At 61.0% G+C, this 25,083-nt stretch carries 24 protein-coding genes and 1 pseudogene; 19 read left to right on the top strand and 6 right to left on the bottom strand.

What is annotated here, in order from left to right:
- Positions 1–26: 26 nt before the first annotated feature.
- The 5 genes from AC0969_RS16840 to AC0969_RS16820 all read left to right on the top strand — a co-directional run bounded on the left by AC0969_RS16840 (position 27) and on the right by AC0969_RS16820 (position 4,886).
- Positions 27–1,676, top strand: a complete 1,650-nt coding sequence (locus AC0969_RS16840) for a CTP synthase (RefSeq protein ID WP_479625313.1) — start codon at positions 27–29, stop codon at positions 1,674–1,676.
- Positions 1,673–2,530: a 3-deoxy-8-phosphooctulonate synthase gene (gene kdsA / locus AC0969_RS16835; protein WP_479625312.1), complete on the top strand. Its 858-nt coding sequence runs from the start codon at positions 1,673–1,675 to the stop codon at positions 2,528–2,530. Before AC0969_RS16840 ends, kdsA begins: the two co-directional genes overlap by 4 nt.
- Before the next feature lie 135 nt (positions 2,531–2,665).
- Positions 2,666–3,949 (top strand): phosphopyruvate hydratase, encoded by a 1,284-nt coding sequence (gene eno, locus AC0969_RS16830; RefSeq protein ID WP_479625311.1) that lies wholly within the window; start codon positions 2,666–2,668, stop codon positions 3,947–3,949.
- 9 nt (positions 3,950–3,958) lie between these two features.
- Positions 3,959–4,237 carry a septum formation initiator family protein gene (locus tag AC0969_RS16825; protein ID WP_479625310.1) on the top strand — a complete coding sequence of 93 codons (279 nt, stop codon included), beginning with the start codon at positions 3,959–3,961 and terminating at the stop codon, positions 4,235–4,237.
- Between the two features lies 1 nt (position 4,238).
- Positions 4,239–4,886 carry an AAA family ATPase gene (locus AC0969_RS16820; protein ID WP_479625309.1) on the top strand — a complete coding sequence of 216 codons (648 nt, stop codon included), beginning with the start codon at positions 4,239–4,241 and terminating at the stop codon, positions 4,884–4,886.
- On the opposite strand, the gene hslO is transcribed toward AC0969_RS16820, so the two are convergent.
- From hslO to eat, 4 genes are read right to left on the bottom strand one after another with little or no spacing between them, the layout of a single operon-like run.
- Entirely contained in the window at positions 4,872–5,861 is a 990-nt protein-coding gene (hslO, locus tag AC0969_RS16815) for an Hsp33 family molecular chaperone HslO (RefSeq protein ID WP_479625308.1), read from the bottom strand. The genes AC0969_RS16820 and hslO overlap by 15 nt on opposite strands.
- Positions 5,862–5,905: 44 nt before the next feature.
- Positions 5,906–6,691: an ethanolamine ammonia-lyase subunit EutC gene (gene eutC, locus AC0969_RS16810; protein WP_479625307.1), complete on the bottom strand. Its 786-nt coding sequence runs from the start codon at positions 6,689–6,691 to the stop codon at positions 5,906–5,908.
- Positions 6,688–8,079, bottom strand: coding sequence for an ethanolamine ammonia-lyase subunit EutB (locus AC0969_RS16805; RefSeq protein WP_479625306.1), 1,392 nt, complete (start codon positions 8,077–8,079; stop codon positions 6,688–6,690). Before AC0969_RS16805 ends, eutC begins: the two co-directional genes overlap by 4 nt.
- A gap of 12 nt (positions 8,080–8,091) precedes the next feature.
- The gene (gene eat / locus AC0969_RS16800) at positions 8,092–9,477 is read right to left on the bottom strand and encodes an ethanolamine permease (protein WP_479625305.1); all 1,386 of its coding nucleotides are present in this window, start codon (positions 9,475–9,477) and stop codon (positions 8,092–8,094) included.
- Between the two features lie 146 nt (positions 9,478–9,623).
- Between eat and AC0969_RS16795 the strand changes: the two genes are divergently transcribed.
- The 14 genes from AC0969_RS16795 (at position 9,624) to AC0969_RS16730 (ending at position 24,122) form a co-directional block, all read left to right on the top strand.
- A complete protein-coding gene (locus AC0969_RS16795) occupies positions 9,624–10,583 on the top strand; it encodes a helix-turn-helix domain-containing protein (RefSeq protein WP_479625304.1) in 960 nt (319 codons plus the stop codon).
- A 22-nt stretch (positions 10,584–10,605) separates the two neighbouring features.
- Positions 10,606–11,424 carry a ferritin-like domain-containing protein gene (locus tag AC0969_RS16790; protein WP_479625303.1) on the top strand — a complete coding sequence of 273 codons (819 nt, stop codon included), beginning with the start codon at positions 10,606–10,608 and terminating at the stop codon, positions 11,422–11,424.
- Between the two features lie 41 nt (positions 11,425–11,465).
- A complete protein-coding gene (locus AC0969_RS16785) occupies positions 11,466–12,710 on the top strand; it encodes an EAL and HDOD domain-containing protein (protein WP_479625302.1) in 1,245 nt (414 codons plus the stop codon).
- A gap of 103 nt (positions 12,711–12,813) precedes the next feature.
- Positions 12,814–14,094, top strand: a complete 1,281-nt coding sequence (locus AC0969_RS16780) for an EAL and HDOD domain-containing protein (RefSeq protein ID WP_479625301.1) — start codon at positions 12,814–12,816, stop codon at positions 14,092–14,094.
- Positions 14,095–14,297: 203 nt separating this feature from the next.
- Entirely contained in the window at positions 14,298–15,389 is a 1,092-nt protein-coding gene (locus AC0969_RS16775) for an ABC transporter ATP-binding protein (protein ID WP_479625300.1), read from the top strand.
- 7 nt (positions 15,390–15,396) lie between these two features.
- Positions 15,397–16,284 carry a carbohydrate ABC transporter permease gene (locus AC0969_RS16770; RefSeq protein WP_479625299.1) on the top strand — a complete coding sequence of 296 codons (888 nt, stop codon included), beginning with the start codon at positions 15,397–15,399 and terminating at the stop codon, positions 16,282–16,284.
- A complete protein-coding gene (locus AC0969_RS16765) occupies positions 16,281–17,117 on the top strand; it encodes a carbohydrate ABC transporter permease (RefSeq protein WP_479625298.1) in 837 nt (278 codons plus the stop codon). Before AC0969_RS16770 ends, AC0969_RS16765 begins: the two co-directional genes overlap by 4 nt.
- An 84-nt stretch (positions 17,118–17,201) precedes the next feature.
- A complete protein-coding gene (locus AC0969_RS16760) occupies positions 17,202–18,533 on the top strand; it encodes an extracellular solute-binding protein (protein WP_479625297.1) in 1,332 nt (443 codons plus the stop codon).
- Between the two features lie 65 nt (positions 18,534–18,598).
- Entirely contained in the window at positions 18,599–20,119 is a 1,521-nt protein-coding gene (gene arfA, locus AC0969_RS16755; RefSeq protein ID WP_479625296.1) for an arabinosylfuranosidase ArfA, read from the top strand.
- A 36-nt stretch (positions 20,120–20,155) separates the two neighbouring features.
- Positions 20,156–20,875 carry a FadR/GntR family transcriptional regulator gene (locus tag AC0969_RS16750; protein WP_479625295.1) on the top strand — a complete coding sequence of 240 codons (720 nt, stop codon included), beginning with the start codon at positions 20,156–20,158 and terminating at the stop codon, positions 20,873–20,875.
- 213 nt (positions 20,876–21,088) lie between these two features.
- The gene (locus tag AC0969_RS16745) at positions 21,089–22,483 is read left to right on the top strand and encodes a DUF3696 domain-containing protein (protein ID WP_479625294.1); all 1,395 of its coding nucleotides are present in this window, start codon (positions 21,089–21,091) and stop codon (positions 22,481–22,483) included.
- A complete protein-coding gene (locus AC0969_RS16740) occupies positions 22,483–23,022 on the top strand; it encodes a hypothetical protein (protein WP_479625293.1) in 540 nt (179 codons plus the stop codon). The genes AC0969_RS16745 and AC0969_RS16740 overlap by 1 nt, the downstream gene beginning before the upstream one ends.
- The gene (locus AC0969_RS16735) at positions 23,019–23,708 is read left to right on the top strand and encodes an RNA ligase family protein (protein ID WP_479625292.1); all 690 of its coding nucleotides are present in this window, start codon (positions 23,019–23,021) and stop codon (positions 23,706–23,708) included. The genes AC0969_RS16740 and AC0969_RS16735 overlap by 4 nt, the downstream gene beginning before the upstream one ends.
- A gap of 132 nt (positions 23,709–23,840) precedes the next feature.
- Positions 23,841–24,122 (top strand): FadR/GntR family transcriptional regulator, encoded by a 282-nt coding sequence (locus tag AC0969_RS16730; RefSeq protein ID WP_479625291.1) that lies wholly within the window; start codon positions 23,841–23,843, stop codon positions 24,120–24,122.
- An 81-nt stretch (positions 24,123–24,203) separates the two neighbouring features.
- On the opposite strand, the gene msrA is transcribed toward AC0969_RS16730, so the two are convergent.
- Together msrA and AC0969_RS16720 are read right to left on the bottom strand one after the other, a co-directional pair.
- On the bottom strand, positions 24,204–24,710 hold the full coding sequence (gene msrA, locus AC0969_RS16725) for a peptide-methionine (S)-S-oxide reductase MsrA (RefSeq protein ID WP_479625290.1): 507 nt from the start codon (positions 24,708–24,710) through the stop codon (positions 24,204–24,206).
- Positions 24,711–24,929: 219 nt separating this feature from the next.
- Positions 24,930–25,083: pseudogene (locus AC0969_RS16720) on the bottom strand (ISL3 family transposase); the annotation flags it as partial.

Below are 25,083 nucleotides of genomic sequence, written 5' to 3'. Positions count from 1 at the left end.
CCCCGGGATCACCTCCCGACTTTGAGATGACCAAATTTGTCTTCGTCACCGGCGGTGTCGTGTCTTCCCTCGGCAAGGGAATCGCTTCAGCCTCTCTTGCAGCACTCCTCGAATCGCGGGGACTCAAAGTCACCCTGATCAAGCTGGACCCCTACCTCAACGTAGACCCCGGCACCATGTCGCCGCTGCAACACGGTGAAGTTTTCGTCACCGACGACGGCGCAGAAACCGACCTCGACCTGGGCCACTACGAGCGCTTCATCGAGACGCGCATGCGCAAGTCGAACAACTTCACCACCGGCCAAATCTACAAAAGCGTGCTCGACAAAGAGCGCCGGGGCGACTACCTCGGCAAAACCGTGCAGGTGATTCCGCATGTAACCAACGAAATCCAAGAGTTCATCAAACGCGGTGCGCGTTTTGGCGAGCCCGACGCGGTGGATGTGGCGCTGGTGGAAATTGGCGGCACCGTGGGCGACATCGAATCGCTGCCCTTCCTGGAAGCCGTGCGCCAAATGAGCCTGAAACTGGGCCCGAACAACACCGCCTTTGTGCACCTGAGCTACGTGCCCTGGATCGCCGCAGCCGGTGAACTCAAAACCAAGCCCACCCAGCACACCGCCAAGCAACTGCGCGAAATCGGCATCCAGGCCGATGTGCTGCTGTGCCGCGCCGACCGCCCGATTCCGCAAGAAGAGCGCTCCAAGATCTCGCTGTTTTCCAACGTGCCCGAATGGGGCGTGATCTCCATGTGGGACGTGGACACCATCTACAAAGTGCCGCGCATGCTGCACGAGCAAGGCCTGGACGGCCTGATCTGCGACAAGCTGCGCCTGAACACCCCGCCCGCCAGCCTCAAGCGCTGGGACGACCTGGTGTATGAAACCGCCCACCCGCGCGGCGACGTCAACATCGCCATGGTCGGCAAGTACGTGGACCTGAGCGACAGCTACAAGTCGCTCAACGAAGCGCTGCGCCACGCCGGTATGAAGAACCATGTGCGCGTCAAGATCAGCTACATCGACTCGGAAACCATCGTGCCCGACACGGTGGACACGCTGGCCGCGTTCGATGCCATCTTGGTGCCCGGCGGCTTTGGCAAACGCGGCATTGAGGGCAAGATTTGCGCTGCCCAATTCGCCCGTGAGCACAAAGTGCCCTACCTGGGCATTTGCCTGGGCATGCAGGTGGCCACCATCGAATTTGCCCGCCACGTGGCCGGCATGGCGGATGCCAACAGCACCGAATTCGAGCCACTCACCCCGCACCCGGTGATCGCGCTGATCAACGAATGGAAAGATGCCGACGGAACCATCAAGACCCGCGACGAAAACTCCGACCTCGGCGGCACCATGCGTCTGGGTGCGCAAAGCTCCGACGTGGCCCCTGGCACCGTGGCGCACAGCATCTACGGCGACGTGGTCACCGAGCGCCACCGCCACCGCTATGAAGCCAACGTGCACTACCTGGACCGCCTGCGGGCAGCCGGGCTGGTGATCTCGGCCCTGACGCAACGCGAGCAGCTGACCGAAATGGTCGAGCTGCCACAAAGCGTCCACCCCTGGTTTGTGGGCGTGCAGTTCCACCCCGAATTCAAATCCACCCCGTGGGACGGCCACCCGCTGTTCAATGCGTTTATCAAAGCCGCCGTGGTGCACCAAGGAGATAAAAAATGAAACTGTGCGGATTTGACATCGGCCTGGACCAGCCCTTCTTCCTGATCGCAGGCCCCTGCGTCATCGAGTCTGAGCAACTGCAAATGGACACCGCCGGTACGCTGAAAGAAATCACCAGCGCTCTAGGTATTCCGTTCATCTTCAAAAGCAGCTTCGACAAGGCCAACCGCAGCAGCGGCAGCACCTTTCGTGGCCCCGGCATCGACAAAGGGCTGGAGATTCTGGCCAAGGTGAAACGTGAACTGGGCGTGCCGGTGCTGACCGACATCCACGACGAATCGCAGATCGCCCAGGTGTGCAGCGTGGTCGATGTGCTGCAAACGCCCGCATTTTTGTGCCGCCAGACCGACTTCATCCGCGCCGTGGCCCAGTCGGGCAAGCCGGTGAACATCAAAAAGGGCCAGTTTTTGGCCCCTGGCGACATGAAGAACGTGATCGACAAAGCCCGCGCCGCCGCCCGCGAACTCGGGCTGGAAGAAGACAACTTCATGGCCTGCGAACGCGGCGCCAGCTTTGGCTACAACAACCTGGTCAGCGACATGCGCAGCCTGGCCATCATGCGCGACACGCTGGCCCCGGTGGTGTTTGATGCCACGCACTCGGTGCAATTACCCGGCGGCAACGGCACCAGCAGCGGTGGCCAACGCGAAATGGTGCCGGTGCTGGCGCGTGCGGCAGTTGCCGTGGGCGTGGCAGGCCTGTTCATGGAAACCCACCCCAACCCCGCCGTGGCCATGAGCGACGGCCCCAACGCCGTGCCCCTGAAGCACATGCGCGCCCTGCTGGAAACCCTGGTGGCGCTGGACCGCGTAACCAAGAAAAACGGCTACCTCGAAAACAGCTTTTCAGCCTGATCTGGTCGGGATAGCGGTTACGTACCCCAAACAATCAGAACCTGGCGCATGCGCGACACAAAAGCCATGCAAAAATCGAAAGCCAAGGCCCGTGCATGCCACGGGCCTGATTTTTAACTACTGAGGAAGACAAAAATGAGTGCCATTGTTGACATCGTCGCCCGCGAAATTCTGGATTCACGCGGCAACCCTACCGTCGAATGCGATGTGCTGCTGGAATCCGGCACTATGGGCCGTGCGGCCGTGCCGTCGGGTGCGTCCACCGGTTCGCGCGAAGCCATTGAGCTGCGCGATGGCGACAAGAAGCGCTATTTGGGCAAGGGCGTGTTGAAGGCCGTTGAGCACATCAACACCGAAATCGCTGAAGCCATTCTGGGCCTGGACGCGGCTGAACAAGCCTTCCTGGACAAGACCCTGATCGACCTGGACGGCACCGAAAACAAATCCCGCCTGGGCGCGAACGCCATGCTGGCCGTGTCGATGGCCGTGGCCCGCGCCGCTGCCGAAGAGTCTGGACTGCCCCTGTACCGCTACTTTGGCGGCATGGGCGGCATGCAAATGCCCGTGCCCATGATGAACGTGGTCAACGGCGGCGCGCACGCCAACAACAACCTCGACTTGCAAGAGCTGATGATCATCCCCGTGGGTGCTCCGAGCTTTCGGGAGGCTCTGCGCTACGGCGCCGAAGTGTTCCACGCCTTGAAGAAAATTTTGCACGACAAGGGCATGAGCATTGCAGTCGGCGACGAAGGCGGCTTTGCCCCCAACGTGCCCAGCCACGAAGCTGCTATCCAGATGATTCTGCAAGCCATCACCGACGCGGGCTACGTGCCCGGCGAGCAAATCGCCCTGGGCCTGGACTGCGCAGCCAGCGAGTTCTACAAGAATGGCAAGTACGAGCTGGCCGGTGAAGGCTGGTCGCTGACCAGCCAGGAGTGGACCGACATCATGGCCACCTGGGTCGATAAGTACCCCATCATCAGCATCGAAGACGGCATGGCCGAAGGCGACTGGGACGGCTGGAAGATTTTGACCGACCGCCTGGGTAAAACCGTGCAAATCGTGGGCGACGACCTGTTCGTCACCAACACCAAGATCTTGCAAGAAGGCATCGACAAGGGCATCGCCAACTCGATCCTGATCAAGATCAACCAGATCGGCACCCTGACCGAAACCTTCGCCGCCATCGAGATGGCCAAGCGCGCCGGTTACACCGCCGTGATCAGCCACCGCTCGGGCGAAACCGAAGATTCGACCATTGCCGACATCGCTGTGGGCACCAATGCGGGCCAGATCAAAACCGGCTCGCTGAGCCGCTCGGACCGCATGGCCAAGTACAACCAGCTCTTGCGCATCGAAGAAGACCTGGGCGACGTGGCCACCTACCCCGGCCGCAAAGCGTTCTACAACCTGAAGTAAGGTTAGTTCATGGCTTCCCGTGTCGTACCGATAGTGCTGCTGGCATTGCTGGCGATACTGCACGGGCAGCTGTGGTTTGGGCGTGGCAGCATTCCCGAAGTGACGCGTCTCCAGCAAAAACTGGAGACGCTCAAAGAACACAACGCACAGGCGCAACTGGCAAACGACCAGCTCAGCGCCGAGGTGCGAGACCTGAAAGAGGGTCTGGAAATGGTCGAAGAACGTGCCCGCTTCGAGCTGGGCATGGTCAAATCGAACGAAATTTTCGTCCACATCTCCACCAAGTAAGTTGATCAAAATTGCTTTGCTGGGTGCCGAGAGCACCGGCAAAACCCAGTTGGCTCTAGGTCTTACTGCTGGCTTGCGCAGCCAAGGGCACAGCGTCTCCCACATCCCCGAGTTTTTGCGCCTGTGGTGCGACACCGCTGGCCGCACACCGCGTACGGACGAGCAACAAGGCATTGCCCTGGCGCAGACCGCGCAGATCGCGCAAGCCCCCTCCTCCACATATTTGCTAGCCGACACCACCGCGCTGATGACGGCCGTGTACAGCGACCTGCTGTTTGGCGACGATTCGCTGTATGCATCGGCCTTGGCGCAGCAACGGGGTTTCGACCTGACCCTGCTGACCGGCCTGGACCTGCCCTGGGTGGCCGACCCGCAGCGCGACGGCCCGCACAGCCGCGCCCCGGTGGATGCCGCCTTGCGCGCCGCACTGGCCCGGGGACATCTGCCCTACCAGGTGGTTTACGGCAAAGATGTGGCCCGCACCCGCAACGCCTTGCATGCTATTGAATCAATAGCTACTAGCGCAGGAGGAATAAGCGCTAGAGGCCGATTTTCTTTAAACCAAGGCCCGGACTGGAAATGGAACTGCGAGAAGTGCAGCGACCCCGAGTGCGAGCACAAACTGTTTAGCGGCTTATTGAACAGATAACGGGCCGGGCAACGTGGCATCCGGCGTGGTGAATAACTGCGCCGCATCCACCGCGTCAAAGCGGTACTGCTTGCCGCAGAACTCGCAGCCCACCTCCACCTCGTTGCGCTCGGCCAGGATGCCCTCGACCTCGTCGGTGCCCAGGCTGCGGATCATCGCGCCCACGCGCTCGCGGCTGCAACTACAGGCAAACTTGGGCGCGGTGGGGCCGATGTGCGGGCTGAACATCAGCACCTGCTCTTCCCAGAAAAGGCGGCGCAGTATGGTGTCCACGTCCAGCGTCAGCAGCTCTTCGCGCTTCAGGGTACTGGCCAGGGTGGCGATGCGGTTGTAGTGCTCGTTGCGGCCAATTTCGTCCTCGTTGGCCTCACTGGTCACGCTGCCCGCCAGGTTGTTTTCGCCCTTCACCGGCAGGCGCTGGATCAGCAGCCCGGCGGCGACCTTGTCGTCGGCAGCCAGCACCAGCAGGGTGTCGAGCTGCTCGCTTTGCAGCATGTAGTGCTGGAGCACGTCGCTGAGCTTTTCCAGCTTTTCATGCTGGTCGCCAAACAGCGGCACCACGCCCTGGTAGGGCTGCTGGCCGGGGAACTTGTCTTTGGGGTCCAGCGTAATCGCGCAGCGGCCCTGGTTGTCCACGTTGACCATCTGGCTCAGGGTGGCATCCAGCGGCACCTCGCCCATCACGCTGGCGGTGGTGCGCACGCTGAAGTCGGGCTGCACTTCCACCACGGCCAGCTTGACCGGGCCATCGCCAAAAATCTGCAACACCACCGCACCATTGAACTTGATGTTGGACTGCATCAGCACGCCCGCTGCCGTCATTTCGCCCAGCAGTTCGGCCACCGGCGCGGGGTAGGCCCCGGTGGTGGTGTTGGAGGCGCGGCGTTGCAAGATTTCTTGCCAGGCATCGGTGAGGCGCACGATGCAGCCACGGACGGGCAGGCCGTCGAATAAGAATTTATGGAGTTCAGACACGGTGGTCCTTTTGCAAAACCCCAATTGTAAGAACGCAGGCGGAATCAGTCCGGCAGCAGCGCCGGGGCGGGGCCGCTCTCATCCTTCAGCCCCACGCCGCTCAGGCCCAACTGGCCCGCCCGGCCCAGCAGCCAGGCCAGCTTGTGCGCCGCAGCGGCGTACGACAGACCCTCGGGCCGCACGTTGGAGATGCAGTTGCGCTCGGCATCCGAGCGGCCCCGGCGGGGTGCGTGGGTGAGATAAATGCCTAGGCTGTCAGGTGAGCTTAAGCCGGGGCGCTCGCCAATCAGCATGACCAGCAGGCGTGCGCCCCAGATTTCGCCAATCTCGTCGGCCACCGCCACCCGGGCCTGGGTGACCAGCACCACCGGGGCGATGGTCCAGTCAGGCGGAAGCAGCGGGCGCAGGGCGGCCAGCAAGGGGGCGGCGTGGCGCTGCACCGCCAGGGACGACAGGCCGTCGCCGACCACCAGGCACAGGTCTACCGGCTTGGTGCTGCCGCGCTGGGTGTGCAGCTGCTGGGCATCATCCAGGCGCAGCTGGCGGCCCAGGTCGGGGCGGCGCAGGTAGGTGGTGCGGTCGTCGGCCTGGCTGCGGGCGTGCAGCACGCTCCAGCCCTCTAAGCCCAACCGGGCGTGCAGGGCCGGTGCATCCAGCGGGGCGTGGATGGCATCGCGGGCCATCGCGTGGGCCCAGCCAAAGCGCAAGGATTCATCGGTAGGAATGGCGGCCCCGGCCCGGCCCAGGGCGATGCGGGCGGGGGTTTGGCTGCGCCAGGCATCCCAGGGATTCAAGGTGAGGCCCGTGTCCACGGGCTTGGGTACGGTCATGCGGCCACCAAGCTATCCATGCCTTGCAGCAGCCCGTGCCCGGCACCCGCAGGCAGCATGCGCCCTGCCCCGTCGCTGATCTGCATGCGTTGCAGCCAGGCTTCAAATTCAGGGGCGCGGCGCAGGCCGATGGTGTCGCGCAAAAACAGTGCGTCGTGGAACGAGGTGCTTTGGTAGTTGAGCATGATGTCGTCGGCCCCGGGCACGCCGATCAAAAAGGTGAGCCCGGCGTTGGCCAGCAGCACCAGCAGGGTGTCCATGTCGTCTTGGTCGGCCTCGGCGTGGTTGGTGTAGCACACGTCGCAGCCCATCGGCAGACCCAGCAGCTTGCCGCAGAAGTGGTCTTCCAGCCCGGCGCGGATGATTTGCTTGCCATCAAACAGGTATTCGGGGCCGATGAAGCCGACCACGGTGTTGACCAGCAGCGGCTGATAGCGCCGGGCCAGGGCGTAGGCGCGGGCCTCGCAGGTTTGCTGGTCTACACCGAAGTGGGCGTTGGCCGACAAGGCGCTGCCCTGGCCGGTTTCAAAGTACATGACGTTTTGGCCCAGCGTGCCGCGTTGCAGCGACAAGGCGGCGGCATAGGCTTCGTCGAGCAGTTCGGGGGTCACGCCGAAAGAGCGGTTGGTTTTTTCGGTGCCGCCTATCGACTGGAACACCAGGTCTACCGGTGCACCGGCGTCGATCAGCTGCAAGGTGTTGGTCACGTGGGTCAGCACGCAGGTCTGGGTGGGGATCTCGAAGCGCTGCACCACCGCGTCCAGCATGTGCAGCAGGCCGCCCAGGGTGGCCAGGTTGTCGGATACGGGGTTGATGCCGATCACCGCATCGCCCGCACCAAACATCAGCCCGTCCAGCGTGGAGGCGGCCACGCCGCGCAGGTCGTCAGTGGGGTGGTTGGGTTGCAGGCGCACCGCCAGGTGGCCGGGCAGGCCCAGGGTGTTGCGAAAGCGGGTGAGTACGGTGCATTTGCGGGCCACCGCGATCAGGTCCTGGTTGCGCATCAGCTTGGATACCGCCGCCACCATCTCGGGGGTCAGGCCGGGGGCCAGCGCGGCCAGGGCGGCGGTGGTGGCCAGCGGGCCGAGCAGCCAATTGCGAAAGTCGCCCACCGCCATGTGGGCCACCGGGGCAAAGGCGGCGGCATCGTGGCTATCGATGATCAGGCGGGTGATGTTGTCGTCTTCATAGGGCACCAGCGCCTCGGTGAGGAACTGCTTCAGCGGCAGCTCGGCCAGCACATGGCGGGCGGCCATGCGCTGCTGGGCGGTGGCCGCGCCCACGCCCGCCAGGTAGTCGCCTGAGCGGGCCGGGCTGGCCATCGCCATCACCTGGCGCAGGTCGTCAAAGGCATAGACCTGGGACGCGATGGTGCAGCGGTAGCGCATGGTGCTCCTGGTTCAATGCTGGGTGCCGAGCATGGCATCCACCGGTGCATCGTTGCGCGACTGGCGGGTGAGTAAAAAGTAGCCATAGGCCAGGGCCATCAGGCCCAGGAACAACATTGTCAGCATGGTGTTGAACCATACCATCGCCCCCAGGCACACGCAGCCAAGGCCCAGCGCGATGATCGGGAACACCGGGTAGAACGGAGCCCGGTAAGGGCGCAGCAGCAGGGGTTCGCTGCGGCGCAGCTTGAGCAAAGAAGCCATGGAAATCATGTACATCACGATCGCGCCCAGCACCGACAGGGTAACGATGTTGGCGGTCAACGTCTGGCCGCCAAACTGGATGAATTCGTCGCTAAAAATCGCCGCTATGCCCACCACGCCACCGGCCAGCAAGGCGCGGTACGGGGTGTTGAAGCGCGGGCTCAGTTTGGCAAAGTAGGCGGGCAAATAACCGGCCCGGGCCAGGGCAAAAATCTGCCGCGAATAGCCCATGATGATGCCGTGGAACGAGGCAATCAGGCCAAACATGCCTATCCACACCAGCATGTGCAGCCAGCCGCTGTTTTCGCCCACCACCACCTTCATGGCCTGGGGCAGCGGGTCGTTGATATTGGCCAGCTTGCGCCAGTCGCCCACGCCACCGGCAAAAATCATCACCCCAAAGGCCAGCACCACCAGCGTCAGGATGCCGGTGATGTAGGCCACCGGAATGGTGCGGTGCGGGTCTTTGGCCTCTTCGGCGGCCATCGCCGCGCCTTCGATAGCCAGAAAGAACCAGATGGCGAACGGAATAGAGGCAAAAATGCCCGCCACCGCCGCACCGTTGAAGGTGTCGGTACCGGCCCAGCCGTTGGCCACAAAGTTGGCCATCGACCAGCCGGGGCTGACCACGCCCATGAACAGCAGCAGCTCAAAAATGGCCAGCAGGGTGACCACCAGCTCGAAGGTGGCGGCGATGCTCACGCCCACCCAGTTCAGGCCGATGAAGATGAAGTAGGCCGACACCGCAATCCACTTGGGGTTGAGCGTCGGAAACTGCACGTTCAGATACGCCCCGATGGCCAGCGCAATCGCCGGTGGGGCAAACAAAAACTCCACCAGCGTGGCAAACCCTGCAATAAAGCCGCCGGTAGGCCCAAATGCCCGCCGCGCATAGGCAAACGGCCCGCCCGCATGCGGAATGGCGGTGGACAGCTCGGTAAAGCTGAAGATAAACGTGGTGTACATGGTGGCCACCAGCATCGTGGCTACCAAAAAGCCCAGCGTGCCCGCAGTGTTCCAGCCGTAGCTCCAGCCAAAGTATTCGCCCGAGATCACCAGCCCCACGGCGATGCCCCAAAGTTGAACGGTGCCGAGCACTTTTTTCAGGTGCGGTGCGGGTGCGGATGTAGACATAGACGATTTCCTCCTAAAGTTGTACAAATTGGAGCAAAAGCGTGATGAATGTCCTATCCCGAATCGGAAATCTCCGTTCACTTATCTGATTTTTGCCATTTTGGGATAAACCAACACCTTGGCATTGGTTTTGCATAGACGGCGGTATGACCCTCGCACCCACCCCTATCGAACTCCCTGTGCGCTACCTGGCCCGCTCCAGTGCCGATGTGGACGAGCACGCCAGCCACCTGTCGCGCTGGCACCAGGAGTACGACCAGCTCAGCGGCGGCCGCTTCCAGGGCCAGGTGCGCGAGGTGTGGATGGAGGCCCCGCGCCTGCAAATCTTCCACGAGCACACGGCCCAGCCCACCAGCCAGCAATGCCGGCCCTGGCAGGGTTCGGTGTGGTTTGGCATCCCCGATGCGGTGGCCCCCGATGCATTGCACTTTTGCGGCCACAAACACGACCTGGCCCAGGCCCCGGCGATTTTGATGGCCCGCGCCAGCGAGGGCTTTAGCCTGCGCACGCCCCACAACTTCGGCATTTACGGCGTGGTGGTGGATGCCGCCTGGCTGGATGCCAGCTTGCCCAGCGTGCAGGCCACGCCGATCTCGCCCCACCACCACGCAGCGGTGTGCGCCAGCATCGAGGCCATCCTGCACTGCGGGGACCAGGCTGACAGCGTGGCATTGACCCGCCGCGTCCACCAGCTACTCACGCTGCTGTGCGCACCATCGCCACGCACGGTGCCCCCTGCCCCACTCGGCCCGCACGCCCACCAGCGCCGCTTTGCCACAGTGCTGGCGGCCCGCGCCCTGGTCAGCCAGCCACTGCACCAGGCCATCACGGTAGACGATGTGTGCGCCCGGCTACACCTCACGCGGCGCACGCTGCAAAACCATTTCCTCAGCGTCGTGGGCCTGTCGCCTGCCGACTTTTTGAAGGCCGTGCGCCTCAACGCCTGCCGCCGCCAACTGCGCGCCGCCAGCGCCCACGAGCGCAGCGTGCAGGATGTGGCCGCGCAGTGGGGCTTTTTCCACATGGGGCACTTTGCGCACGACTACAAAGAGATGTTTGGCGAGCTGCCCTCGCACACCTTGCGCAGTGCGGAGTGGCTGCACTGATGGTGGTTTCTACAATGGCGGAATGGAACTTAGAACCCTCGCGCTACAAGCCCTGCGCCTTAACGACCCAACACAAAAAGTGGCCGCAGCGCAATTAATATATGCGCAAGCAGCTACACTTTCGATAGCACCCCTACAACCCGAGCCCCACACCCCTGTGCCCGGCCGCCCGGCCCGTCCGGTACTGGTAGAGCGCGTCACCAAACCCCACCGCTCGCCCTTCACCCCTGACGGCCTGGCCACGCTACTGCACACCGTGGCGCATATCGAGCTGAACGCCATCAATTTGGCCCTGGACGCAGTGTGGCGCTTTGACGGCATGCCCGATGCGTACTACCTTGACTGGGCGCGGGTGGCCGGTGAAGAGGCACTGCATTTCAGCTTGCTGCGCACCCATCTGCAAAGCCTGGAGGGGCCAGGGGGCGAGAAGGGCCAGCGCTGGGATTACGGCGATTTTCCCGCCCACGACGGCCTGTGGACGGTGTGCGCCGCTACCGCAGGCGACGTGGTGGCCCGCATGGCCCTGGTGCCGCGCACGCTGGAGGCACGCGGGCTGGATGCCACGCCGCTGATCCAAGCCAAGCTGCGCCGGGTGGCCACGCCGCAGGCGTTGCGGGCAGTGGAAATTTTAGAAACCATCCTGAACGACGAGGTAGGCCACGTGGCGATTGGCAACCACTGGTATCGCTGGCTGTGCCAACGCGACGGGCTGGACCCGGTGGCACACTACCGGGTGCTGGCCGAGCGCTATGACGCGCCCACACCCAAACCGCCCTTTAATACCCAAGCGCGCCTGCAAGCTGGGTTTACCGATGAAGAACTGGCGATTTTGCTGGCATAGTGCAAACCCATAGTTCCCTATACCCGTTTCCCCTACTGTCCATGCCTGCCTCTCCCGATACCCCCACCGCGCCCGTAAATACCGGCGCCATCGTCATCGCCCGCCAGCCCATCATGGATGCCCAGCGTGCCGTGGTGGCGTACGAGCTGTTTGACCGCTCCACAGTCGCCCATAACGCGGCCAGTGATGTGGCCCTGGTGTTCAACGCCATGACCCACACCGGCAACGAGTCGCTGGTGGGCAAGATGAGCATCTTCGTCAACTGCACGCACGAAAGCCTGTCGGGCGGCCACCTGGACCTGATCCAGCCCGAGAAAGTGGTGCTCGAAGTCGGCCCCGTACCGGGCCATGCGCCCGCCGACATTGCGGCACGCCAGCAAACCCTGCTGGAGCTGCACCAGCGCGGCTTTCGGTTGGCCTTCAACCACACGGTGCTGGCCCCGGTGTATGCCTCGTGGCAGCCGCTGGCCGACTACGTCAAGCTGGACCTGATGGCACTCAAACCCGAGCAATTGCAGGTGATTGTGGGGGCCGTCAAATCCCGCACCCGGGCCGCTGTAGTGGCCGAAAAAGTAGAAACCGTGGAGCAGTTCAACGCGCTGCTGTCGTATGGGGCCACGCTGTTCCAGGGCTATTGGTTTGCCCGCCCGGATGTCATCACCACCAGGGTAGCCAGTGCCGCCCAGGCCCATGTGTTGCAGCTCATCAACCTGGTGCGCAGCCAGGCCAGCACCGAAGAGATTGAGGCCGTGCTGAAAAAAGATGCGGTGCTGGGCTTCAATCTGCTGCGTTTGATCAACTCCGCCGGCTTTGGCCTGGACCGCGAGATCACCTCGTTCCGCCAGGCCGTGATGCTGATGGGCCTGAAAAAACTGTTCCGCTGGGCGGCCCTGCTGCTGACCGCATCCACAGCCAATGGCACCCCGGCAGCGGTGGGCACTATGGCGGTGGTGCGCGGCCGCATGATGGAACTGCTGGCCACCGGCAGCTTATCGCCCGACGAATGCGACGGGGCTTTTGTGGTGGGCATTTTCTCGCTGCTCGACGTGATGCTGGGCATGCCGATGAACCAGGCGCTGGCACTGCTGTCGCTGCCCCAGGCCGTCTCTGAAGCCTTGCAACACGGCACAGGTATTTACGGCCCCATGCTGGCCCTGACCAAGGCCTGCGAAAGTGGCGACGATGATGCCTTTGGCAGCGCCGCCAACGCCTTGAAGTTCAGTAGCCACCATATCAACATGGCCCACATGGAGGCGCTGGTCTGGGCCGACAGCCTGACCATGTGAGCCCAAAATACCGTCCTTTGCAACCATTTTCCGTCCTTTTGCAGGACGATCTTCTCTAAAATAGAAATCAAGCGCCTCCGTGGCCCGTAGAACTTACAACGCCATGTCCTCTATACCAAACCCCATCCAAGACCCACAGCCATCCACCGCACCCGATGCCAGCCCCGAGAGCCAGGTGCTGATTGCGCGCCAGGCCATCGTGGACGAAAACCGCGCCGTCTTTGGCTACGAGCTATTTGACCGCTCCTCCCCGGTGCACAGCTATACCGCCGACAGCGATGCCGCCCTGCTGGTCAACGCCTTGTCGTTCACCGACATCGAAACCCTGGTGGGCAAAAAGCTGGTGTTCATCAACTGCACACTGGAAAGCCTGGGCGGCGGCCACCTGGAGCTGGTCCACCCCGACAAAGTGGTGCTCGAAGTGCCCGGCGTGCCCGGCAACGAGCCCGAACTCATCGCCAGCCACGCCCTGGTGCTGGAAGACCTGCGCAAACGCGGCTTCCGGTTTGCCTTCAACCACACGGTGCTGACCCGTGGCTACGCCTCCTGGCGGGCACTGGCATCGTTCGTCAAGCTGGACCTGATGGTGCTCAAGCCCGAAATGGTGCTGCCCTTCGTCCAGTTTGCCAACAAGAACACCACCGCCCAAATCATTGCCGAAAAGGTAGAAACTGCCGAACAGCACCAGCTACTCACCAGCTATGGCATCAAACTGTTCCAAGGTTACTGGTTTGCCAAACCCGCGCTGGTCAAGGCGCAAACCCTGCGCCCCTCGCAGGCCACCATCCTGCAACTCATCAACCTGGTGCGCAAACAAGGCAGCACGGCCGAGATTGAAGAGCTGCTCAAGCGCGACCCCACGCTGTCGTTCAACCTGCTGCGCTTCATCAACTCGTCGGGCTTTGGGCTGAACTGCGAAATCACCTCGTTCCGGCATGCGGTGATGATCCTCGGGCTGAACAAGCTCTTCCGCTGGGCCGCCCTGCTAATGACTACCTCGCGCACCGGAAAAGACGGCCCGGGCCCGGTAGTGGGCCAAACCGCCGTGGTGCGCGGCAAGCTGATGGAGCTGCTGGCGGCCGAAATGCTGTCGCCCGAAGACTGCGACAACGCCTTTGTAGTGGGCGTGTTTTCCATGCTCGACGTGATGCTGGGCGTGCCGCTGGCCAAAGCCCTGGAATCCGTCGCCCTGCCCCAGCCAGTGCTGGATGCCCTGCTGCACCGTACGGGCGTGCTGGCCCCGTTTTTGGCCCTCACCGAAGCCTGCGAAAGCGGCAACGACGAAGTCTTTGCCCGCACCGCCGAAGCCCTGCATTTGTCCAATAAACAAGTCAACTGGGCGCACCTGCAAGCCCTGGCCTGGGCGGAAACGATGGGCGCATAGCGCTACACTTTTTAAGATAAAAAACCATAGCAGCTAGCGCAGTTAGAACCTGCGCTAGCTGCTTTTTTTACGCCTTAAAAATGACCGTTATTTGCATATCTATGATGCTGCACTGCAATATCGATTGTTGTTGACTGCCCCATCCAAGCCCTCCTAGAATCGTCTTTCATAATACCAAAGACACTTTGGGCTGGAGACAAAACGTGGCAGGCATTCAACTGAACCGGGTCAGCAAGCATTACGGCAACGTGGTGGTGATGAGCGACCTTTCGCTGGACATCGCGCAGGGCGAGTTTCTGGTGTTCCTCGGCCCCTCGGGCTGCGGCAAATCCACGCTATTGCGCATGATGGCCGGGCTGGAGCCGGTGACCAGCGGCAGCATCACCATCAACGGCAAGGACGTAACCGACCTGCCCCCCGGCCAACGCGGCGTGGCCATGGTATTCCAGCACTACGCGCTGTATCCGCACATGACGGTGTACGACAACATGGCCTTCGGCATGCGCAACATCGGCCTGGCCGAGGCCGAGATCACCACCCGCATCACCGACGCGGCCCGCATGTTGGAGCTAGACGCACTGTTGCAACGCAAACCCGGCCAACTCTCGGGCGGCCAGCGCCAGCGGGTGGCGATTGGCCGGTCTATCGTGAAAAACCCCAGCGCCTTTTTGTTTGACGAGCCGCTGTCCAACCTGGATGCCGCCCTGCGCACCCGGACCCGGGTCGAGCTGGCACGGCTGCACCAGCGGCTGCAATCCACCATGGTGTTCGTGACCCACGACCAGGTCGAGGCCATGACGCTGGCCACCCGCATCGTGGTGATGCACAAGGGCTGCATCGAGCAGATCGGCGCGCCGATGGAGATTTACCGCCGCCCGGCCACCCGCTTTGTGGCGGGCTTTATCGGCCAGCCTGCGATGAATTTTTTGGACACCGAACGCGTGGCCCCGCAGATGGGGCGGCTGTGCCTGCGCATCGCCCACGGCAGCGTTTTCCAGACCGGCCTCTTGGACGCGGATGTACCGGCAGGCCCGCTGACACTGGGCATCCGCGCCGAATCCATCACGCTGGACCCGCAAGGCATGGATGGAGGATTGCCCGGCCGCGTGGACGTGGTGGAGCGCCTGGGCGACCGCACCCTGGTGCACGTGGGCCTGGCCGACGGCAGCAACGTGGTGGCCGAGGCGCACCGCGACAGCGGCGTGGCTTCTGGCGAAACAGTAGCGCTGCGCATCGACAGCACCCGCCTGCATGTGTTTGACGCGGCGGGCCTGGCCCACCATGCACCGCAGTGAGCTAGCAATGGCACGCAAGCAACCCAAACATTGGCTGAACGGCCTGTTCGTTCTGCCCTATCTGCTGGTCTACGTTCTGCTGCTCGTCCTGCCGCTGGTGCTGGGCTGGTGGCTGAGCCTGCGCGACGTAGACATGCTGGCGGACACCAGCGACTTCATCGGCCTGAAGAACTACGCCGACCTGTTGCACGACGACATTTTCATGGGCGCAGTACGCAATACCTTCTACTTTGTCGGCATGACCACGCCGGTGTTCGTCGCCCTGGGGCTGGCATTGGCACTGGCTTTAAACCGACCTGGGCGCACCGGTGCTGCGCTACGCGCTATCTTTTTTGGATCGTCCGTACTGTCCGTCACCATCGTCACCCTGGTGTGGCGGCTGGTGCTGATGCCCGACAAGGGCTTGCTGTCGAATCTGATGATCGGCGCAGGCATGCAACCGCTAGCCCCGCTGGTCACCGAATCGCTGGCCCTGCCCTGCGTGGCGCTGGTTACCGTGTGGTGGATCATTGGCCTGCCGATGATGTTGTTTCTGGCGGCGCTACAGCAGATTCCGCAAGAGATGTACGAGGCTGCCGCTCTCGACAACGCGGGCCGCTGGCGCACCTTTGTGTCCATCACCCTGCCGTCGATCAAGCGCACGGTGGCGCTGGTGGCGGTGATCGAAGTGATCCAGCAGTTTCAGCTGTTTGGCCAGTCGTACCTGATGACCCAGGGCGGGCCGAACAATAGCTCACGGCCCATCGTGCAGTTCATTTACGAGACCGGTTTTACCCAGTGGGCGCTGGGCTATTCGGCCGCCTCGGCCCAGGTGCTGTTCGGTTTGATGCTGATCGGCGTGAGCGTGCAAGCCTGGCTGGGTCGCCAGCGCGCTGTTGAGGAGCAAAAACCATGAGCCGTATGTTGAAAACCGGCTGGGGCGACCGTCTGATTCTGGCCGCCGCCATCGCCCTGGCCTGCGTGTGGGTGGCCCCGCTGTTCTGGATTTTCATGCTGTCGTTCAAGCCCAACGCAGCGCTGATGGCGCGCACCGACGTGTTGTTTGCGCCGCCGTTCACGCTGAAGAACTACACCGACATCCTGGGCACCTCGCAGGTGTTCCGCTGGCTGCTCAACAGCGCCATCGTCTCGCTGGGGCAGACCTTTTTGACCCTGGTGATTGCCTCGCTAGCGGGCTACGGCTTTGCGCGCACCACGTTTCCGGGGCGGCGCATCTTGTTTGCCTGCGTGCTGGCCGGGCTGGCCGTGCCCGAGCAGGCCATTCTGGTGCCGCTGCACCGCCTGTTTGCCGACCTGGACATGCACAACACCTACAGCGCGCTGATTTTGCCCAAGCTGGCTGCACCGTTTGGGGTGTTTTTGATGGCACAGTATTTCCGGGGCATCCCGGTGGAGCTGGAAGAGGCTGCGCTGCTAGACAACGCCTCGCGCCTGAAGATCTTCTGGCGCATCATCCTGCCGCTGTCGGTACCGGCGCAGGCCACGCTGGGCATCTTCACCTTTCTGAACGCCTGGAACGACTACCTCTGGCCGCTGGTGTCGGCCTCCAAATCAGAGATGTACACCATCACCCTGGGGCTGGCGTCGAGCCAGTCGAACTTTGCCCAAAGCGAGGGCATTGGCTACCTGATGTCGCAGGCCGTGTTTGCCGGGCTGCCGCTGTTCATCCTGTACCTGTTTTTCCAGAAGTACATCGTCACCGCCGTGGCGGGCACAGCGGTGCGCTAAGAACTTTCTATAGGTTTCAACGGGGCAGCGCCGATCCGCTGCACATCCAAAAAATGGCTACGGCCTGAAAACGAGGAGACAAGCATGAGACTGAAGACACTAGCAGCCAGCCTGGTTGCGATCACGCTGGCCACCACCAGCGCCCTGTGCGCGGCGCAGGCCAAGACCGAGATCACCGTGGCCCGCTTCTTTGGTGCCTGCGATGCAGACTACGGCAAGGCCGTGGATGCCAGCAAGGCGCGCGGCGAGTGCGGCATCATCACCACGCTGATCAATGAATTTAACGCCACCAACAAAGACGGCATTGTGGTCAAGCCGCAAATCGCCGAATGGGGCCCGTACTACGACCAGCTCAGCGCCCGCATCGTGGCCAAAGACGTGCCCACCATCACCGTAATGCACGAATCCGTGCTGGGCGACTACGTGGCCCGCAAGCTGGTGGAGCCGCTGGACGACGGCTTTAAGTCGGTCGGCATCAGCACCGACCAGTTCAGCGAACAGGCCAAAAAAGGCACGCAGATCGGCGGCAAAACCTACGCCCTGCCCTTCGACACCTGGTCCTGGCTGTGGCACATCAACGGCAACCTGATGAAGAAAGCCGGGCTGGCCAACGCCGACGGCTCGGCCATGCTGCCGCAGAGCCCCGAAGAACTGCTGGCCCAGGCCCGCAAGTTCAAGGCCGCCACCGGCAAAGCCTACCTGGGCTGGCCCGCCGCCGACACCTCGGCCAACTTCCGCAACCTGGTAACCCTGGTGGCGCAGCAAAACGGCACGCTGTTTGCCGCCAACGGCAAGCAGATCGATATGCATTCCAAGCCCGCCCGCAATGCGCTGGAGCTGATGAACACGCTGTACGCCGAGGGCCTGATCAAGCCCAACATGGACTACGGCGCAGCCAACCAGGCCTTCATCAACGGCGATGTCGGCGTGCACATCGTCGGCACCTGGACGATTGGCGACTTTGTGGATGCTGCCGACAAGGCCGACTCGCCCCTGAAAGGCGGCTACTCGGTGGTGCCGTTCGCCAAAATCTACGCCAAGAAAGCCGCATTTGCCGACGGCCACAGCTGGGTGATGCTGAAGGGCGGCGCCAAAGACGACAAGACCCGCCAAGCCGCGCTGACGTTTATGAAGTTCTTGTGGGAGCGCGACTACGAATGGGCCCGTACCGGCCACTTGCCCGCCAACAGCACCGCCACAGCCCGCGATGACTTCAAGAAGCTGCCCTTCCGCAGCAACATTCTGGAAATCAGCAGCATCGGCGTGTCTGTGCCGAGCAACGTGCCACGCCAGCGCGCCATCGAGGCCATCGTCGGCGAAGAAATGGTCAACATGCTGCTGACCAAAAAGCCCATAGCCGCAGTGCAAAAGTCGGCCGAAGAACGCGTCAACAAGTTGCTGGCCAGCGTTCGCTAAACCACCCCTTTGTCCCGGGGCCGCGAGGGCGGCCCCACCCCCCTTTTTTACACAGGAAGCACACCATGATCTCCACCCGCCTGGTCGTAGACCGCGACTTCGCCGTCTCCGAACTTGATCGGCGCATCTTCGGCACTTTTGTCGAACACCTGGGCCGCGCGGTCTACACCGGCATTTTTGAGCCAGGCCACCCCACGGCTGACGCACGCGGTTTTCGCGGCGACGTGATGGAGCTGACACGCGAACTCGGCCCCACCATCGTGCGTTACCCCGGCGGCAACTTTGTCTCCGGCTACGACTGGGAAGACGGTGTCGGCCCCGCCACAGACCGCCCGGTGCGCCTGGACCTGGCCTGGGCATCGACCGAGACCAACCAGTTCGGCACCAACGAATTCATGGAATGGTGCGAAGCCACCAACATCGAACCCATGTGGGCCGTCAACCTGGGCACCCGGGGCCCCAATGAGGCCCGCGCATTTCTCGAATACTGCAACCACCCTGGCGGCACTGCCTTGTCGGACCTGCGCAAATCCCACGGCGTGGCAGCCCCGCACGACATCAAGTTCTGGTGCCTGGGCAACGAGATGGATGGCCCCTGGCAGATCTGCTCCAAAACCGCTGACGAATACGGCCGCATCGCCCACGAAACCGCCAAGCTCATGCGCCTGGTAGACCCGACCATCCAGCTCGCCGCCTGTGGCTCGTCGGCCCACAACATGCCCACCTACGGCCAGTGGGAAGACACGGTGTTGGAGCACTGCTTTGACGACGTGGACTTCATCTCGCTGCACACCTATTTTGAAAACCGTGGCGACTCCACGCCCGAGTTTTTTGGCTGCATCGAGCAGATGGACCAGTCGATCAAGGAAATCGTCGCCGTGGCCGATGGCGTGGCGGCGCGCAAGCACTCGGCCAAGCGCATCATGCTGTCGTTTGACGAGTGGAACGTCTGGTACAAGGCCCGCTCCATCAACGACCTGCGCCAGCCCGGCTGGCCCGAGGCACCCCGCCTGCTGGAAGAAATCTACAACACCGAAGACGCCCTGGTGGTGGGCGGCGCGCTCATCGTGATGATGAACAACGCCGACCGCGTCAAAGTGGCCTGCCTGGCGCAACTGGTGAATGTGATTGGCCCCATCATGACCGAGCCCGGCGGCCCGGCCTGGCGCCAAACCATCTTCTACCCCTTTGCCCAGGCCACCCGCTTTGCCCACGGCAAGGTGCTGCGCCCGGTGATCGACTCGCCCAGCTACGAGGCCAAAAGCCACCCGGAAATCCCCTACCTGTGCGCCTGCGTGGTGGACGACGAAGCCACTGGCACCACCACGGTGTTTGCGCTGAACCGCCACCTCACCGAAAGCATGCAACTGCGCATTGAACTGCGCGGCCTGGGCACGAGCCGCACGCTGGACCACGCGCTGGCACTGCACCACAGCAATATGAAAGCCACCAACACCAAGGACGCGCCCAACACCGTTGTGCCCGAAAATAACCCCCACGTGCAGGTAGACGGCGAAACCATCCTGGCCGAGTTGAAGCCCGGTTCGTGGAACGTGATCGTGACGACGGCAACAGGTCGTAAATAAATAAGGGGGGCACGCGATGCCCCAAAAGGAAACCGCATGTTTGAACGTGAACCGCTGGTCGGCACCATGACCGCCCAGGTGGCCAAAATCATCGGCATGCGCGTCGTGGGCGGTGAGTTTTTGCCGGGCGACGTGCTGCCGGTGGAGGGCGACCTGTGCAGCGCCTACGGGGTTAGCCGCACCACCGTGCGCGAAGCCATCAAGCAGCTATCGAGCAAACGGCTGATCGACGTGTCGCCCAAAATCGGCACGCGGGTGCTGCCGTTTGCCGACTGGAACCTGCTGGACCGCGACGTGCTGGCCTGGCGGCTGCACGCCCAGTTCGACACCAAGATCATCGAAGACATCTACGAGATGCGCCTGTGCTTTGAGCCACGCGCCTGCTTTCTAGCCGCCCAGGCGGGCAATGCCGCCGACATGCAACTGCTGGACAGCCGCTACCACGCGCTGGCCGCCGCCTACACCACCAACGAGGTGCGTGCCGCCGCCGAGGCCGACCTGGCCTTCCACATGACCATCATCGAGGTGTCGCGCAACGGCATGTTCATCACCATCGGCAACGGCATCAAGGCCGCCTTGCGGGTGTCTTCCGAAATGCTGCTGCGCCACGCCACCCGCCCCAGCGAAGACCTGGACCTGCACGCCGCCGTGCACCGCCACATCCTGGCGCACGAGCCGGATGCGGCGGCCAAGGCGATGACGGCATTGCTGTCGGCATCGCGAGCGCGGCTGCTGCCTTACACCGTGAAGCCGTAAGTATCTTGGCGGCGACGAACACTACCCGGCCACCATTGACCAACCTGACGGCCTCCAGCCTGAATTTCAGCGTGTACTTGGCTCATCGCTCCACTCATCACGTTCTTTTTGAACTGACTTTTAACCATTAGTTAAGCAGCACGGTTTTCGGGTGGAGCAAGGTCAGTTTGTGCGGGTGGCGTGGGATAGACTGGAAGCAGGAGATTTGCACCGATGTTGACATCTATACGTATTAAAAATTTTAAGGCTTGGCGCGATACAGGGTCTGTCCGCCTCGCGCCCCTTACCGTGATATTTGGGGCCAATAGCGCTGGGAAAAGTAGTCTCGGACATTTGCTCTTGGGCTTAAAACAAACAGCTATTTCCACTGATCGAAAACGTGCGCTGCACTTGGGTGACACAAGCTCCTTGATTGACTTGGGCACTTTTTCAGATTGCTTGAATGGTCATGATTTAACCAAGGAACTTGAATTCGAGTTGGGTTGGGATCTACCAAAAACTATGGACGTAAAAGACCCATTGGATGGCGCACTGCGTTATTCCGGGAATCAGCTTAATTTAGCTGTGACATTATCAGCGGGAAAGTCAGGGCAACCAGAAGTTAGGGCATTGAAATATGACCTCAAGAACGCGAATGGTGTTGTATTGGATGTCAATTTATCGCGGGATTCTGACCGCAAGTTTTCTTTGCAATCTCATACATACCAATTCAAAATGGCGGATGGTCGAAAATGGCCTCTGGATGAACCAGAAAAGTTTTACCGTATCTCAGACTTGAGTATTGCCAGGTTCAAAAATGCTGGGTTTCTGACAGACTTTGCCCTTGCAACAGAAAATTTGCTTGGCAGTATTGCGTATTTGGGACCATTGCGAAACCATCCGCAGCGCACCTATCAATGGTCTGGCGATACGCCTGAGGGTGTTGGGCAAACGGGTGAAGCCACAGTGGCTGCCATTTTGGCAGCCGAAAACGAGGGGCGTATGCTGAATCGAGGCCCAAAGCGCACCAAGCAGGCGTTCACGCCATTTATTGCCTCCTGGTTGAAAGACTTAGGAGTTATTCAGAGTTTTACGGTGACACCCGTGGCGCAAGGGCGAAAAGAATATGAGGTGTTGGTTAAAACTCATACGGGTGCGCCTGAAGTAAAAATTACTGACGTAGGGTTTGGAGTGTCACAAGTATTGCCAGCTTTGGTGCAGGCTTTTTATTGCGCACCCAACTCAACGGTATGGATGGAACAACCAGAAATTCACCTGCACCCGCAAGTACAGGCAGAGTTAGCAGACGTTTTTATCTCGGCAATTAAAGCCCGCGAGAATGGAAAACCACGTAACGTACAAATTATTATAGAAAGTCACTCGGAACATCTTCTTAATCGCCTCCAACGACGAATTGCGGAGGGCGAATTAACACCAGAGGATGTCGCCATCTATTTCTGTCGCCGATCAGGTTCCAGCACTGAACTGGAGCCATTACGATTAAATATATTTGGAGAAATCGAAAACTGGCCAGATAATTTTTTTGGTGATGAAATGGTTGATATTTCGGGGCGAACATTGGCCGCAATGGAGACAAAGAAGAAGCATCTCAGTGTTGGAAGTACTTGATGCGGGCGGTAATTGATACCAATGTTTTATTGGTGGCCAACGAACAGCACAAGGATGTGTCACCAGACTGTGTGATCGCATGTGTTCGCAGACTCATGGACATGCAGGTGAATGGAATAACAGTCATTGATGACGCCTTCCTTATTTTGAGTGAATATCAAAACAAAACTCGCATCAAGCCGCCCAGGGGCGTTGGTGATCTGTTCTTGAAGTGGCTCTTGCGCAATCTCTCCGACCCACGGCGAGTAGAGCAGGTCACGGTTACAGAGATTACCGAAAATTTATTCGCAGAATTTCCGGATACAGATTTACAGCCTAAGTTTGATGCGCCAGACCGCAAATTTGCGGCGGTTTCGAACGCGCATCCCGACAAACCTGTAATCTTGCAAGCGGCCGACTGCAAGTGGCTGGACTGGTGGCCAGCGCTTCAGGCCAAGGGGGTCGAGGTGGATTTTTTGTGCTCCGAAGATGCCTGTCGTTTTTATAAAAAGAAATTCCCCAAACAGGAAGTACCCGTGTTGCCAAGGCGTAAAAGGTGACCGACTTCTTCCGCTTCCCCCATACGCCCCACCTCGCCTGGTTGGCGCAGGGCGCACCACGTGATGACAAGGTGCTGTCGCCCCAAGAAGCAACAGAACTGCTAAGTGCCGGTGTGGTAGTGGAAGAAAAACTGGACGGGGCCAACTTGGGGATTTCACTTTCGCCTGACGGTAAATTGCGCACCCAAAATCGGGGGCAGTATTTGTGCCCCCCCCTTGCAGGCCAGTTTGCACGATTACCTGATTGGTTGGCCTTGCATGGGGATAAGTTGCGCCAAAATCTGGCACAGCACAAACAGTCAAATTTAATGTTATTTGGAGAGTGGTGTGCAGCCCGTCATTCGCTGAACTATGACCACTTGCCAGACTGGTTTTTGATGTTTGATGTGTATGACCGTACGCTGAGTCGGTTTTGGAGCACATCCCGGCGCAATGCACTTGCGGCAGTTCTGGGTTTGTCTGCGGTGCCAGAGTTGCTGCAAGCAAAATGTACTTTGCAGCAACTTAAGCTCTTGCTGAGCTGCCAGCACAGCCAGTTTAGGCAAGGGACACTAGAAGGAATAGTGGTTCGAGGCGAGTCAGCCGACTGGTGCGAATCGCGCGCTAAGCTGGTCCGTCCAGATTTCACGCAGTCCATCGCCGAGCACTGGAGCCGCCGTCAAATTGAGTGGAACCGCCGGGCTTGACCCCTATATTGCTACGCAATGGATGACTCGTTCATTGCACGCCCAGCTTCATTAAAAATGCATCGAGTATCCATGAAATGCATTCGAGCCAGATGAGCAACGAGTGGTACTTTTGCATGAAAACCCAACGAGGTGCGTGCCGCCGCCGAGGCCGACCTGGCCTTCCACATGACCATCATCGAGGTGTCGCGCAACGGCATGTTCATCACCATCGGCAACGGCATCAAGGCCGCCTTGCGGGTGTCTTCCGAAATGCTGCTGCGCCACGCCACCCGCCCCAGCGAAGACCTGGACCTGCACGCCGCCGTGCACCGCCACATCCTGGCGCACGAGCCGGATGCGGCGGCCAAGGCGATGACGGCATTGCTGTCGGCATCGCGGGCGCGGCTGCTGCCGTACACCGTGAAGCCGTAATACGCGTGCCAAAAAGGCATCTAGCCTATATTTGATAGGCGGTAGTAGCTATTTTTTATGTAGCAAAAAACACCCATTCCGTCAATCCGTTGCGCGCGCGGGCAACTTCCAGCCCGGGCGGGCAAAGTGGCAGGTGTAGCCGTTGGGGCGGTGTACCAGGTAGTCCTGGTGCTCGGGCTCGGCATCCCAGAAGGTGGGCGCGGGCAGCACCTCGGTGATCACTTTGCCGGGCCACAGACCGGAGGCATCCACGTCTTGGATGGTGTCCAGGGCTACGGCTTTTTGCGCTTCGCTGGTGAAGAAAATGGCCGATCGGTAGCTGCTGCCCACGTCGTTGCCCTGGCGGTTCACGGTGCTGGGGTCATGGATCTGGAAGAAGAATTCCAGCATCGCGCGGTAGCTGGTGGCCACGTTGTCAAAATCTATCGCCACGCCCTCGGCATGGCCGGGGTGGTTGCGGTAGTTGGGGTGGTCGTTGGTGCCGCCCACGTAACCCACGCGGCTGGCGACGACTCCGGGCAGCTTGCGGATCAGGTCCTGCATGCCCCAGAAGCAGCCTCCGGCCAAAACTGCAGTTTCAATAGCCATGGTGTTGCCCTTTTTTGATTGAGATTTTGAGACGAACTTTTAGGTGGCGGCAAAGGCGCTGTTTTCAAGAATCTCATAGTGTTTCAGGCCTCTAGCGCATATTTCGCCTGCACAAGCAGTTATCAAATGTATAGCTACCCAGTGATCAACATCCTCGCGATCACTTTCCCTTTCTGGCTCTCTTCCGTTTCGGGTGGCACACCACTACCCCCACTCAGATCATGGACGAATCCTTGCTTTTTGAAGCGGATTGGGCGGTAAGTGAGAAAGCTTGCCAGCAATCAAGAAGGCCATAGCGATGAAGTGGTCGGTTGTGCCGTAGCCACGGGCCTTGGCTTTGGCCGCTTGCAGCAATGAATTCACAGCCTCTACG

The organism is Rhodoferax sp. LB1P47, assembly GCF_056521445.1.
Note: the sequence above shows the minus strand (reverse complement) of the source record. Positions and strands in the feature narration are given on the sequence as shown.

What these genes read in the sequence shown, in the direction of transcription:
- AC0969_RS16795 (WP_479625304.1), top strand. Translation starts at nt 9,624, where the DNA reads ATGACCCTCGCACCCACCCCTATCGAACTCCCTGTGCGCTACCTGGCC.
- AC0969_RS16750 (WP_479625295.1), top strand. Translation starts at nt 20,156, where the DNA reads ATGTTTGAACGTGAACCGCTGGTCGGCACCATGACCGCCCAGGTGGCC.
- AC0969_RS16745 (WP_479625294.1), top strand. Translation starts at nt 21,089, where the DNA reads ATGTTGACATCTATACGTATTAAAAATTTTAAGGCTTGGCGCGATACA.
- eno (WP_479625311.1), top strand. Translation starts at nt 2,666, where the DNA reads ATGAGTGCCATTGTTGACATCGTCGCCCGCGAAATTCTGGATTCACGC.
- AC0969_RS16805 (WP_479625306.1), bottom strand. Translation starts at nt 8,079, where the DNA reads ATGCGCTACCGCTGCACCATCGCGTCCCAGGTCTATGCCTTTGACGAC.
- AC0969_RS16785 (WP_479625302.1), top strand. Translation starts at nt 11,466, where the DNA reads ATGCCTGCCTCTCCCGATACCCCCACCGCGCCCGTAAATACCGGCGCC.
- AC0969_RS16740 (WP_479625293.1), top strand. Translation starts at nt 22,483, where the DNA reads ATGCGGGCGGTAATTGATACCAATGTTTTATTGGTGGCCAACGAACAG.
- eat (WP_479625305.1), bottom strand. Translation starts at nt 9,477, where the DNA reads ATGTCTACATCCGCACCCGCACCGCACCTGAAAAAAGTGCTCGGCACC.
- arfA (WP_479625296.1), top strand. Translation starts at nt 18,599, where the DNA reads ATGATCTCCACCCGCCTGGTCGTAGACCGCGACTTCGCCGTCTCCGAA.
- AC0969_RS16840 (WP_479625313.1), top strand. Translation starts at nt 27, where the DNA reads ATGACCAAATTTGTCTTCGTCACCGGCGGTGTCGTGTCTTCCCTCGGC.
- AC0969_RS16760 (WP_479625297.1), top strand. Translation starts at nt 17,202, where the DNA reads ATGAGACTGAAGACACTAGCAGCCAGCCTGGTTGCGATCACGCTGGCC.
- AC0969_RS16790 (WP_479625303.1), top strand. Translation starts at nt 10,606, where the DNA reads ATGGAACTTAGAACCCTCGCGCTACAAGCCCTGCGCCTTAACGACCCA.
- AC0969_RS16770 (WP_479625299.1), top strand. Translation starts at nt 15,397, where the DNA reads ATGGCACGCAAGCAACCCAAACATTGGCTGAACGGCCTGTTCGTTCTG.
- AC0969_RS16825 (WP_479625310.1), top strand. Translation starts at nt 3,959, where the DNA reads ATGGCTTCCCGTGTCGTACCGATAGTGCTGCTGGCATTGCTGGCGATA.
- AC0969_RS16780 (WP_479625301.1), top strand. Translation starts at nt 12,814, where the DNA reads ATGTCCTCTATACCAAACCCCATCCAAGACCCACAGCCATCCACCGCA.
- eutC (WP_479625307.1), bottom strand. Translation starts at nt 6,691, where the DNA reads ATGACCGTACCCAAGCCCGTGGACACGGGCCTCACCTTGAATCCCTGG.
- AC0969_RS16765 (WP_479625298.1), top strand. Translation starts at nt 16,281, where the DNA reads ATGAGCCGTATGTTGAAAACCGGCTGGGGCGACCGTCTGATTCTGGCC.
- kdsA (WP_479625312.1), top strand. Translation starts at nt 1,673, where the DNA reads ATGAAACTGTGCGGATTTGACATCGGCCTGGACCAGCCCTTCTTCCTG.
- msrA (WP_479625290.1), bottom strand. Translation starts at nt 24,710, where the DNA reads ATGGCTATTGAAACTGCAGTTTTGGCCGGAGGCTGCTTCTGGGGCATG.